Annotated in this window: 13 protein-coding genes; 2 read left to right on the forward strand and 11 right to left on the reverse strand. The window is 37.8% G+C overall.

What is annotated here, in order from left to right:
• Window positions 1-6 precede the first annotated feature (6 nt).
• Window positions 7-201, forward strand: a complete 195-nt coding sequence (locus tag DZB84_RS07550) for a hypothetical protein (protein ID WP_116351656.1) — start codon at window positions 7-9, stop codon at window positions 199-201.
• Window positions 202-214: 13 nt separating this feature from the next.
• On the opposite strand, the gene ysxE is transcribed toward DZB84_RS07550, so the two are convergent.
• The 8 genes from ysxE to hemA all read right to left on the reverse strand — a co-directional run bounded on the left by ysxE (window position 215) and on the right by hemA (window position 9,043).
• Window positions 215-1,255 carry a spore coat protein YsxE gene (gene ysxE / locus DZB84_RS07555; RefSeq protein WP_116351657.1) on the reverse strand — a complete coding sequence of 347 codons (1,041 nt, stop codon included), beginning with the start codon at window positions 1,253-1,255 and terminating at the stop codon, window positions 215-217.
• An 87-nt stretch (window positions 1,256-1,342) separates the two neighbouring features.
• On the reverse strand, window positions 1,343-2,551 hold the full coding sequence (spoVID, locus tag DZB84_RS07560; protein ID WP_116351658.1) for a stage VI sporulation protein D: 1,209 nt from the start codon (window positions 2,549-2,551) through the stop codon (window positions 1,343-1,345).
• Window positions 2,552-2,745: 194 nt separating this feature from the next.
• A complete protein-coding gene (gene hemL / locus DZB84_RS07565) occupies window positions 2,746-4,035 on the reverse strand; it encodes a glutamate-1-semialdehyde 2,1-aminomutase (RefSeq protein WP_116351659.1) in 1,290 nt (429 codons plus the stop codon).
• Between the two features lie 74 nt (window positions 4,036-4,109).
• A complete protein-coding gene (hemB, locus tag DZB84_RS07570) occupies window positions 4,110-5,090 on the reverse strand; it encodes a porphobilinogen synthase (protein ID WP_116351660.1) in 981 nt (326 codons plus the stop codon).
• A 2-nt stretch (window positions 5,091-5,092) separates the two neighbouring features.
• Entirely contained in the window at window positions 5,093-5,893 is an 801-nt protein-coding gene (locus tag DZB84_RS07575) for a uroporphyrinogen-III synthase (protein WP_116351661.1), read from the reverse strand.
• Window positions 5,893-6,825, reverse strand: coding sequence for a hydroxymethylbilane synthase (hemC, locus tag DZB84_RS07580; protein ID WP_116351662.1), 933 nt, complete (start codon window positions 6,823-6,825; stop codon window positions 5,893-5,895). The genes DZB84_RS07575 and hemC overlap by 1 nt, the downstream gene beginning before the upstream one ends.
• 15 nt (window positions 6,826-6,840) lie before the next feature.
• On the reverse strand, window positions 6,841-7,674 hold the full coding sequence (locus DZB84_RS07585) for a cytochrome C assembly family protein (RefSeq protein WP_116351663.1): 834 nt from the start codon (window positions 7,672-7,674) through the stop codon (window positions 6,841-6,843).
• A gap of 16 nt (window positions 7,675-7,690) precedes the next feature.
• Window positions 7,691-9,043 carry a glutamyl-tRNA reductase gene (hemA, locus tag DZB84_RS07590; RefSeq protein WP_116351664.1) on the reverse strand — a complete coding sequence of 451 codons (1,353 nt, stop codon included), beginning with the start codon at window positions 9,041-9,043 and terminating at the stop codon, window positions 7,691-7,693.
• A 372-nt stretch (window positions 9,044-9,415) separates the two neighbouring features.
• Between hemA and DZB84_RS07595 the strand changes: the two genes are divergently transcribed.
• Window positions 9,416-9,901 (forward strand): LiaI-LiaF-like domain-containing protein, encoded by a 486-nt coding sequence (locus DZB84_RS07595; RefSeq protein WP_116351665.1) that lies wholly within the window; start codon window positions 9,416-9,418, stop codon window positions 9,899-9,901.
• Between the two features lie 402 nt (window positions 9,902-10,303).
• Here the strand turns inward: DZB84_RS07595 and DZB84_RS07600 are convergent, their stop codons facing one another.
• From DZB84_RS07600 to DZB84_RS07610, 3 genes are all read right to left on the reverse strand, one after another.
• On the reverse strand, window positions 10,304-11,026 hold the full coding sequence (locus DZB84_RS07600; protein ID WP_116351868.1) for an amino acid ABC transporter ATP-binding protein: 723 nt from the start codon (window positions 11,024-11,026) through the stop codon (window positions 10,304-10,306).
• 30 nt (window positions 11,027-11,056) lie between these two features.
• The gene (locus DZB84_RS07605; RefSeq protein WP_116351666.1) at window positions 11,057-11,719 is read right to left on the reverse strand and encodes an amino acid ABC transporter permease; all 663 of its coding nucleotides are present in this window, start codon (window positions 11,717-11,719) and stop codon (window positions 11,057-11,059) included.
• A gap of 85 nt (window positions 11,720-11,804) precedes the next feature.
• Window positions 11,805-12,587 carry a transporter substrate-binding domain-containing protein gene (locus DZB84_RS07610; protein WP_189655181.1) on the reverse strand — a complete coding sequence of 261 codons (783 nt, stop codon included), beginning with the start codon at window positions 12,585-12,587 and terminating at the stop codon, window positions 11,805-11,807.
• Between the last annotated feature and the right edge of the window lie 153 nt (window positions 12,588-12,740).

Here is a 12,740-nt window from a genome sequence, read left to right on the forward strand (position 1 = left end):
ATCAGCATGAAAGGACGTCGTTTTAGAAAATATTCGTATCCTCATTGGTTGCGTCAAACTCGGGATTTTTGTGCACAATTTATAATTCCGATTACAGTTGTTCAAGCTGTTCGGACTATTTTTATTCCAACCACGATTGATGTATTTTTTTTAGCCATCTTAATTTTCCTTGTAGTATGCATTCAGTTAGATTGGGTTTAGAAAATCCCATACATTATTCCGTATGGGATTCTTCTTCTCCCTGCTCTTTTCTTTTTTGTTCTGCCTCAAGAAGTTTCACGGAAACGAATTCAATGTTTTTCGTGAGCCAATAAGCTCTTTGTAAAACTTGGACATGCTCCCGCTCGGATTTCTTTTGTTTATGATCCGTATAATTGCGCACACACCGATAAATCGGTTCTGGATATGTTAAATGACTTAAAAAAAGATAAAATTCCTCTTCCCTTAAAGGAAACCGGCTTTGATAGGCTTCAAACCACTCTAGACAATCCGTACATAATATTGGATATTTTTTCAAGATGCGGTAATAGAGACTCACTAAATCATTTGTTGGACTAGCATAGCCAGCCTTTTCAAAATTTGATAGATACCCTTTTCCGCTATCATCATATAAAAAGTGGGAATCTGAAAGGTTATTTAGCGTTAACGCGTTACGAAATGACTTCCTCTCTTTCATTAATTCCTGCCATTTTCCGAGTTGGGTCCTTGCAAATGACGAAGCAAGACTTGTTTCATAAAAATACGTACAGAATTGTAGTTCAAAGGGGGACATGTACCATTTTGCCTCTGCTTCCACAACAAACCTTTCAAGAAATTGGTTTCGCTCTTCCCATTTTTTGATGATTGTTTCATAGTGTCCTGTAATCTCATTTTCATCATTAATTTGTTGTTTACTTACCGTTGTTAGATGAATCCTTGCAATTTCTTTAAAAAAGCCAAGGTAATGATCATCACGGTGCTCGAGTGTATGACTTTTCAACCATGGCATCAGGTAATGGAATTTTTGGTTATGATATACAAGGTATTTTCCTTCGACGGTAGGGTAAATGGGGACAGCCCTCGTGTAACCCTGTTGAAATAATTGTTGAAGGAAAGTGGGGAAGGATGGATTGATTTTGTGTGAAATAGATTTAAGAGCGTAAATGCCTTTGTCTGTAACGACTTTTGTGACTTTCCCGAATTGTTCAAGTGATAAGGGCTTTAAATTATATTTATTTACGATGGGCCCGATACTACTTATATCGTTTTTATTCATTGGGCCAACCACTCTCTTTCCTAGCAATTTTATAAAGTCCACACATCAAGAAAACAGGGCGAGGTTTTTCTCCCCACCCTATCATCTTTACGTATTCGCTTGGACAGGGATATATAATAACTGTCCTTCAGAAACGGAATCAGTATTTAGTGAATTCACCCGAACTAATTGTTGCACACTTATCTCATAACGCTGAGCAATTTTTTCCAATGAATCTCCATGCTGAACGATACAGATTTTCATCGTCGTATGGTCATCCACTTCATCTCTACCAAATATTTTGGTTAATAATAAATCATTTTCACTTCGTTTTACAGATTCTTCTGTTTGGTCTTTTCTATGCTCTTGAACTACTTCTTTTTCCTGGACGGCTGTGGAGCTTTTCTTATTCGGTTGATCAGAACCAAAGCTTAATTGATTATCATGTCTAGCTTTCACTTCGATTGTAGGTGTTAAAACGGCTTGAATCTCTTCTTCTTCGATTGCTTCAACAACATCAAGTTCCTCGTGTTGTTCCTGATAAACCTCTTTTCTGGCTTCCACCTCAAAAGGAACAAAAAGGTCAGCATCCGCTTCATCTTCTTGCTGTTCCCTTGTAACAATAACATCCTGTTCCTCTACCTCACTATGTAGCACTACTTCCTCTTCGTTTTGTAGCACTACCTCTTTCTGCCCATCATGTGTTACTTTAGCAGCCACATGAACTTCTTCGTCCTCGTTGTTTATTTCTGCAACGACTTGAGTTTCTTCTTCATCTTCAAATAAACTACTTCTAACAAATTCAAACTCTTCTTCAGCCGGTTGTTCAAGAGCAACAGGAGTTTGTTCTTCTTGAATGATCGCCTCAGGGGAAGCTTCCTCTTTAGATGTTTGAGTAACCCCTTGGATACCACTTATGGCTAAATCGGCAACGATCTGTAAACAACCACGCTTTGGAATTTCATAGTCGAATGTCTCAATTAAAACATACACATCATCTAAGCTTTGAACACGGTCTTGTGGAATGGTAATGTCGACAGGGAAGCGATGGTTTAGTTCACTAATCCCATCCTCACGTGTAATAACTTCGTTTACCAGTCGAACTGAGGCAAAGTCACGTTCTCCCTCTTCCGCATTGATTTCATCTATTCGATATTCACCTGTTAGCTGTAGTGCACCGCGAATGGACACATATTGGTCATGCTCTTGAATGACAATATCAGGGTCAAGTGATATTGAGATGAGCTCAGAGACTTCCTGTCCCTTTTGAAACCAGACTGATTCTTCTACTGAAAATCGTAAGTTTTCAGATGACATCAGCTACTCCTCCTTTCAGTCTCCTTCTAAACAGATTTATTATGACATTACAATTTTTATGATAGTTCCAAGCGATTTATGATAAGTTCTTCAAGAAGTTGTTCGAAATAAAAAGGCAGACCCAGTTGATTTTATCTGAGTCTGCCATATGTTTTTAACTTTATTGAGTCGGCTTCAAATCCGCTACGATAAAGTTAGCCTTTAATTTTTAAAAATGCTTTTTCAGCTGCTTGAATTGTCTTTTCGATATCTTCTTCAGAATGAGCGGTAGAAAGGAAAATCCCTTCAAATTGAGATGGTGGTAAAAATACTCCTTCATTAGCCATTTCACGATAATACGTTGCAAAATACTCTAAATTAGATGTTTTAGCAACATCATAGTTAATGACCTTTTCATTAGTAAAGAAGAATCCAATCATTGAACCGGCACGATTGATACAATGTGGGATATCATATTTTTCTGCTGCTTGTGTAAGCCCTTCTTCCAGTCGATCAGCTTTCTTTCTAAATTCTGTATAGTCTTCTGGTTTTAACTGTGATAAAGTCTCATAGCCTGCAGTCATTGCTAGTGGATTACCAGAAAGTGTTCCTGCTTGATAAATCGGTCCAGCTGGTGCGATTTTTTCCATAATGTCTGCACGTCCACCATACGCACCTACAGGTAGACCACCACCGATTACTTTACCTAGACAAGTAATATCAGGTGTAACGCCAAAATAACCTTGAGCACAATGATAATCCACACGGAATCCTGTCATAACCTCATCAAAAATTAACAATGTTCCATACTTTGTTGTAATTTCACGAAGTCCTTCAAGGAATCCAGGCTGTGGAGGAACAACCCCCATGTTTCCTGCTACTGGCTCCACAATTACGCCAGCAATATCTTCACCAAACTGTTCAAATGCATATTTTACCGCTTCTAAATCATTATAAGGCACTGTAATGGTATTTTTAGCAATACCCTCAGGTACACCTGGACTATCAGGTAAACCTAGAGTTGCAACACCTGAGCCTGCTTTTATTAATAATGAGTCACCATGACCGTGATAACAGCCTTCAAATTTCAAGATTTTATTACGGCCTGTATAACCTCGTGCTAAACGTAACGCACTCATAGTTGCTTCTGTTCCGGAGTTTACCATACGAACGATTTCAATGGATGGAACCCTTTCAATTACTAGTTTAGCAAGCTTATTTTCAGATAATGTGGGAGCGCCAAAGCTTGTTCCCATTTCTGTTGCTTTTTTTAAGGATTCGACCACTTGGTCATTTGCATGACCGTGAATAAGCGGTCCCCATGATAGTACGTAATCTATGTATTCATTTCCATCGATATCATATATTTTAGAGCCCTTCCCGCGCTCCATGAAGATAGGATCCATATTTACGGATTTGAAAGCACGTACTGGACTATTTACTCCACCTGGCATTAGGTGTATGCTTTCCGAAAATGCCGCTTTTGACTTTTCATAACTTCTCATCTTCATTAACCCCTTTCTTTTAATGGGGCCTGCCCCCGTCGCGTTAATGAGGGACAGACACTACACTTCATTCGTTAATTTTCTTTTAACCAACGTGCTACATCTTTTGAGTGATACGTAATGATCAAATCCGCTCCTGCACGTTTCATTCCGGTTAGCATTTCCATGACAATTTCTTTTTCATTAATCCAACCATTTTGAGCGGCTGCTTTAATCATTGAATATTCTCCACTCACGTTATAAGCAACTACCGGTGCATTAAAATGATTTTTAACATCGCGAACGATATCTAAGTATGACAATGCTGGCTTTACAATAAGGAAATCTGCACCTTCTTCAATATCAGATTCAGCTTCACGTAATGCTTCTAAGCGGTTGGCATAATCCATTTGATAGGTTTTACGGTCACCAAAAGAAGGAGCACTCCCAGCTGCATCACGAAATGGACCATAAAAGGCAGATGAGTACTTAACCGCATAGGACATGATTGGCACATTTTCAAAGCCCGCTTCATCCAGACCGTGACGTATCGCTGTCACAAATCCGTCCATCATGTTAGATGGTGCAATAATGTCTGCACCCGCTTTTGCCTGACTTACAGCTGTTTTTGCTAATAACTCTAACGACGGGTCATTTAGTATTTCTCCGTTCTCAATCACTCCACAGTGGCCATGTGATGTATATTCACATAGGCAAGTATCAGCAATTACAATTAATTCTGGGTGCTTCTCTTTAATTAATCGTGTTGCCTCCTGAACAATACCGTGATCATGATAAGCTCCTGTACCTACCTCATCTTTATCATTAGGTACACCAAATAAAATGACTGATTTAATACCTAATTCTACAATTTCATCAAGTTCTTGTTGGAGTAAATCTAATGAAATATTATAGACACCCGGCATTGAGGAAACTTCAACTTTTTTATTTTCTCCTTCCACAACGAATAGTGGGTAAATTAAATCATCTGTATGTAGGTGTGTTTCACGGACTAAAGCTCTCATGTTTGCTGATTGACGTAGTCTTCGGTGTCTAGCAAATTGTAATTTCTCCATCTTTATTCTCCTCCTTGTGCTTGTAAAAAATTGATAATTTCCGTGAGTAAATGGTCAGTTGTGTAATTCTTAGGGCAAATATGAATTGGGATATGTAAATGATCTGCCGCTTTCTTTGTTTCCGGTCCGATGCAAGCGAATAGTACATCTTTAGTCAATTCTTCCCAATCCGTTTGTTCCACCAAATTATAGAACTGCTTCACTGTAGATGGACTTGTGAAGGTGATAATATCAATTTGTTTTTCTTTTAAAAGCGTGATTAAATGTTCCTTTTCACGAGAATCTCCAGTTGTCTCATAGACAATTAAATCTGTTGCCACAGCACCGTGTCTCGTGATTTCATCCACTAAATAAGAACGCGATAAATTCCCACGAGCTAGTAAAAAGCGGACACCTTTCATCACATGAGGTCTTAAACTTTCAAACAAACCTTCTGCGATAAATTCATCAGGTACAATCTCTGGTCTATAGCCTTTTGCCAACAAAGCCTTCTCGGTTTTTGTACCGACTACAGCTATTTTGGGCATTGGAATATTCTTCGTTACTATTTCCACAACTTGATCATAAAAATCAAAAAAGAAATCAACACCATTCTTACTCGTAAAAATCAACCACTCATACATGTGTAGATTCTTTATTGTATCTTCAATTAAAGTTGTGTCATTTGGTTTTTGGAACGTTAGTAATGGTATTTCAATTGGAGTTCCACCTGCTGCCAAGATTTTCTTTGAAAACTCAGCAGCCGCACTTTTACCTCTTGTATTTAAAATCGTTTTTCCCAACAGAGGTTGTGTGCCTTCCATTACTTATTAAGCTCCTCTTTTACTTGGTCAATTAATTCTTTTGCACCAAGGTCTGATAATTTTTTCGCAGCTTCATGTCCAACGTCAATTGGATTTTTCCCATAAACCTGTTCTTTGTAAATGGTTTTCCCATCAGGTGAACCAACCAAAGCTGTTAACGCAATTTCTCTATCATCTGACATCGTTGCATAAGCTGCAATTGGAATCTGGCAGCCGCCTTCCATTTTATGAAGAAAAGCACGCTCTGCAGCTACTGTATTTTGCGTATATTCATCATTTAATTTTGATAATGCAAGTAATATTTCAGTATCATCTTCGCGGCACTCAATAGCAAGAGCACCTTGACCAACTGCCGGTAAACAAACCTCTGGTTCCACAAATTCCGATACGACTTCATCAGACCATCCCATACGCTTTAAGCCTGCAGCAGCTAAAACGATTGCATCGTAGTCTTCATTTTCTAGCTTGGAAAGTCTTGTATCGATGTTTCCGCGAATCCATTTAATTTCAATATCTTCTCTTTTTGCAAGAAGCTGCGCACTTCTGCGTAAGCTGCTTGTTCCAACAATTGCCCCACTAGGAAGATTATCGAAGGATACATCCCCCTTTGAGATGATGACATCACGGTGATCTTCACGCTTCGGTACACAACCTATGATAAGTCCTGCAGGAAGTTCAGCAGGCATATCCTTCATACTGTGGACAGCCATATCAATTTCCTTATCATATAAAGCTTGTTCAATTTCCTTCACGAAAAGGCCTTTTCCACCAACCTTGGATAGCGTAACATCAAGAATTTTATCACCTTTTGTAACGATTTCCTTTACCTCAAACTCATTGGGAACACCCAAATTTTTAAGCTGCTGGATTACCCAGTTTGTTTGTGTAATCGCCAATTTACTTCTTCGAGAACCAACAATAATTTTTCTCATACATGCTCCTCCTATCTATGTAAGCCAAAAATGGAAATTCGATAAACTACCAAATAAAAAGAAATTAACAAGTAAAAATAAAAATGCTCCTATGTTCCAGTAGGCAATTGTTTTTCCTTGGAGCTTTTGGACAACCCTTTTATAAAGGTACACTAAGTAAATAACTAAAACAAAAAAGGAACCTAACACCTTTGCATCGTAAAAATAAAAATTCTCAACCTTGATATAGGCCCATAGCACTCCCAAAATAAGCGCTAATAAAAGCATGGGCACCCCAATTAGATTCAATACATAGGACATATGGTCAAGCTTTGTTAAATCATCTAGTCGGAGTAATCGTTTCCCCCATTTTTTTTGTTTTAATAAATTATACTGAAGTAAATAAAGAACGGAAAAAACAAACGACAACGAAAAAGCCCCATATGAAAGGATCGCCATCGTGATATGAATCATGAGTAACTCTGAAATAAGCTGAGTTTCTACCGCACTTGATCCATGTTGCCCTGGAGCAAATGTATGTAAAGCCATAATGAAAAACCCTAATAAATTGGTAAAAAATACAATGAAGTCCACTCTTAAAAACTTGTTTAAAATTAATGAGAGTGTAATCAATACCCAAGCATAAAAATAGAGTCCTTCAAACATGGACAATATCGGTAACCTACCTGTATTTAGCATTCGTGTCAGGAGAAAAATCGATTGAATAATCCATACAAATGCAAGTAACCAGAAGGCAAATTTGTTTACCTTCCGGTTATTATGAAGAAAGTCTATAAAATAAAGTAGGACACTTAAGGCATAGAGAATTACAGTAAACTCATGTAATCTCGTTACGTTCATCTCTACCATATCGATTTTCCTCTCATTATGACTGAAGAGAAGGCTGCTGTCTATTGGCTGCTACCCTGTTCGAATTAATTTGTTCCTTTTGCATCCCATACTCTGAAACAACTGCTTCCTCAATATCGAAAATCTTCATAAATAATGATAGAGTTTCATCTGCGTTTGGCTGTGCAGCAAGTTCCTTCGCTTGTAAAATAGGATCACGCAATAGCTGATTAATAATACTTTTCGTATGTTTGTTTAAAACTTTTCGCTCGCGTTCAGTTAGATTAGGCATTTTACGTTCAATACTCTCCATTGTTTCGGCCTGAATGGCTAATGCCTTATTACGTAACGCTGAAATGACAGGAACTACACCTAAAGTATTTAACCAATTCTTGAATTCAATGATTTCATTTTCAATCATAAGTTCAATTTCTTCAGCAGCTACTTTCCGTTCCTGAAGATTAGCTTCAACGATTCCTTCTAAATCATCGATATCATACAAAAAGACGCTTTCTAAATCGGCAAGTCCCGGATCTAAGTCCCTTGGTACAGCAATATCAACCATAAATAAAGGACGACCCTTTCTCATTCGCTCGATATCTTGCATCATATCCTTCGTGACAACATAGCCTTTTGCACCAGTAGAACTAATCATGATGTCTGCATCAATTAAGGCACATTGAAGTTCCTCGATAGCTTTTGCTTCCCCTTGGAACTTATCAGCAAGGATTTGTGCTTTTTCAAAAGTACGATTCATAACTGTTACTTTTTCAACACCAGAGCCGTGTAAGTTTTGTACAGCTAATTCGCCCATTTTCCCAGCACCTAAGATGAGGACATTTTTATTCGAAAGATCACCAAATATCTTCTTCGCTAGTTCAACGGCAGCATAACTGACTGAAACAGCATTTGAACCAATTTCCGTTTCAGAATGCGCACGTTTTGCTAATGTGATGGATTGCTTAAATAGGTGGTTAAATACAGTTCCTGATGTCCCTAATTCTTGTGCAGAAAGAAAGCTTGAACGTACTTGTCCAAGAATTTGCGTTTCACCAACTACCATCGAATTCAATCCACATGTAACATGAAACAGATGTTCAACGGCACCTTCTTCTTCAAAGATATTCAAATAGGGTGCAAATTCTTCTTTATCAATTCCAAACCACTGTGAAAGGAAATCTTTTATATAATAACGTCCTGTATGCAGTTGGTCGACAACAGCATATATTTCTGTCCGGTTACATGTTGAAACAATGATATTTTCTAAAATACTCTTTTTCCCTTTTAATTCTTTCATTGCTTGTACAATGCTCTCTGAATCAAAGGTCAATTTTTCACGTATTTCGACAGGGGCTGTTCTATAGTTTAGTCCGACCATAATTGTATGCATAATCTCTCACCCCAACTTTTAAATAATAAAATAGATTTCGTTCCAAAAAACTACTACTATTATACCATGTATGATGTGAACGATTGTCGAAAAATGTGTGAACAGTTTTTGACAACCTATGCTAAGATGAATTTATAATAAGAAAAGTGCAAGGCGCCCGTCTATCGGCGACAAGCACAAGACAAGCGCTGACAGAAGGCGGTTTTTGCCTTCAGAAGTGATTGGCTTGTGACCTCGAGCCGATGGCGCCTGGAACTAGACATAAAAATGAACTTATAAATGCGTTTATACTAATAAATAAGTCGTTTTGACTTCAATCGTTACCATAACAAAAAAGCATGGTCAAATCAAGTAACTAGCATGGGGGACTATATGAAAAAAAATAATCTCTTTTCTGGTATTATCCTTGTCGGAATTGGATGCTATCTTTTGCTTCAACAATTGGGTATACCAGTATTTACTAACTTCTATTCGTGGCAAACACTTGTCATCCTTGTTGGGATTGCTTTTCTCGTGCAAGCATCTGTCGAAAACAACCCAAGCAGTATTCTTCCTGGTGTCATTCTAGTTGGTTTTGGATTCCATTTCCATGGGATCAATCAACTTAGCTTTTGGCCGAAACAGCCAGGTACTTTATTGTTCATTGTTGGACTCGGAATGCTGCTTACCTATTTTAAGACAAAAAATGGACTATTCCATAGTATCGTTCTTTTATTTGTTTCACTGTTGTTTCTCAATTATGGCCGATTTTTAAGTTGGCTAGGATTTTTAGAGGGCAGTTTTTCTTTCATTTTAGACTATTGGCCCCTTCTCCTTGTCGGGATCGGCTTTTATTTATTATTCATTAAGAAAAAGTAAATTATACCAAAACCAATCATACCCACGAAGGTTAAACTTCGTGGGTGTTTCTATTACCTTAAGACTGTTTTCGTAAAGCCATTAATAAGTATTATTAGACACTTAAGTGCACCCTCTAGTGATTGGAGCGTATGGTGCGAGATCCTCGAAAATGCAGGCATTTTCTTCGTGCGGTGTTGTTTCAAGGAAGAAAACACAACGTCCTGCGGGAATAGCGAGCCAAGCAAGACCCCGCAGTGAGGCACGAGCGAGGAGGCTTGCGGATCGCCCGCGGAAAGCAAGTGCCAGAAGCGGAAATCACCCTAGTTCCACCAATGACCTTTAAGTTAACAACAATCTTTTAGAAAAGAGCCTACATAAAAAAACACCCCAAAGTTTGACCTTTGAGGTACTTAAATTCCCTTATAGTATAGAGTTTAGAAAATCCTTTGTTCGTTGTTCTTTTGGTTTTTCAAAGATTTCCTTTGGTTTACCCACCTCGACTATTTTTCCATCATGCATATATATAACACGGTCTGCAACCTCCCTTGCAAACCCCATTTCATGGGTTACAACGACCATCGTCATTCCTTCATTCGCTAATTGCTTCATGGTATTTAGAACCTCGCCAACCAATTCTGGATCAAGTGCGGATGTTGGTTCATCAAATAACATGATTTCAGGTTTCATTGCCAACGCTCTAGCAATAGCCACACGTTGCTTTTGCCCGCCTGATAATTTAGATGGATACACGTTGACCTTATCTGCCAATCCAACCTTGCCAAGTAGTTCCTCAGCCTGTCTGACAGCTTCTGGTTTTGAAATCTTTTTAACCTGGGTAGGAGCCTCTATGACATTATCAAGGACTGTCATATGAGGAAAGAGGTTAAAATGTTGAAAAACCATTCCAACTCTTTGTCTAATTTCAGTTAGATTGTGGGTTTTTGGTTCTATTTTTTCATCTTTAATCATGATTTCTCCACTTTCCTTTATCTCTAGAAAGTTCAAACAACGGAGTAATGTACTTTTCCCAGAACCACTGGCCCCAATTAAACAAACCACTTCACTTTCTTCAACGACCATGTTGATATCTTTTAACACATGTAAGTCACCAAATGATTTATTTAAATTTACGACCTTTATCATTTCCTTTTTTCCCATATCATTTCACCATCCTTATTTGTCGGTAGCAGCCAATTTTTTCTCAAGCATACCAACTAATATTGTAAAGATTAGAACCAGGATTAAATAATAAATAGCAACTATGAGTAAATATGTCATATAGTCAAAATTATTCGATCCTAACGTTGTCGAAACATTAAATAGCTCATTTAAGCCGATAAATGCTGCTAGGGATGAGTCCTTTAAAGCGATAATAAATTGGTTTCCAAGAGGTGGTAAGGCTCTTCGAAACGCTTGGGGAAGGATAATTCTTCTCATCGTTAAGGTCCTACTCATTCCCAAAGACTGTCCAGCCTCCATTTGACCACTATCAATCGATTGTATAGCACCTCGAAAAATTTCTGCCAGATATGCACCGTTATGGAAGGCTAACCCCAATGTTACCGACCAAAACATTGATATATCTAAAGCAGATAAACCAAAATAAAAAACAAAAATCTGTACGACTAATGGGGTCCCTCTTACTAAATATATATACAGATCTGCTATCTTTACTAAGATGGTTTTCGCTGAAATTTTTAAGAATGCAAAAAGCAAACCGATAAAAACGGCAATGAAAACGGCAACGATCGTTACTTGTAAGGTTAGAAGCATCCCCTTTAGAAAAAGTGGATAGGTTTCAATTAATTGCTCAATGATATGACTTAATTCTGGCAATTTTACTCAACTCCTTTTTCAAATTGTCTCCCTTTAGAAAAAGAAACGAATGCGTAGGAAAAACACATTCGTTTCGATGATGTTCTTATTTTTCTGGATTCGTCGTTATATCTTCTTTGAAGTATTTTTCGCTTATTTTTTTCAGTGTTCCATCTTCTGTAAGCTTTTCTAATGCTTCATTGATTTTTTTCAGCAGTTCTTCATTTTCCTTTGAAACAGCAATTGCTTGCTCACTCAAACCAAGAATGTCCCTACCTTCAATTTCTAGCCCGTTGCCAATTCCTTCTTTTCCTGTTAAGAAATCCGTAATCACCGCATCATGTTTTCCTATCGCCAAAGCTTCTAATGCCGTTACATCACTGTCATATTGGATCACGTTTCCAGTAACCTCTTGTGCCGTTTTTGCATATGTTGATCCCTTTGAAACGGCAATTTCCAAATCCTTCAGATCTTCTAGGCTTTGAACATCACTATCCGGTCTGACAAAAATTTGTGGTCCTGAATAATAATAAGGTGTTGAAAAATTAACATGCTCAGCACGTTCATCTGTAATCGTATGACTAGCAACTGCAGCATCAAATCTTCCAGTCTTCACACCTTCTACAATACTGTTAAATTTAAACCTCTTTTGATTAGGTTCTAGACCGAGCTCCTTAGCAATTGCCTCTGCCACATCAATATCAAAACCAGTCATAACACCATTTCCATCTGTCACACTAAATGGATTGTATTCACCTGATGACGCAAACGTAAATTTTCCATCCTCCACTACTTTCATCCCGTTTGAAGATGATTTTTCACCGCCACAAGCACTTAAAACACCAATAACCAAAAGTAAAACGAATAAAGAACCAACTCTTTTTTTCACTGCTGTTTTCCCCCTTTTTATCCTACTAAAATTTTTTTAGTAGAGAGTCCCCCGTCTTTACTTATATCTTTATTAGTCCAACCACTTGCATATAACCTAATCGGTAAAATCACCAATAAATCTTTTTGTTTCCCAAAAATTCCTTAAAAATTG

This window comes from Bacillus sp. HNG (assembly GCF_003400205.1).
GTDB lineage: Bacteria > Bacillota > Bacilli > Bacillales > Bacillaceae_L > Ferdinandcohnia.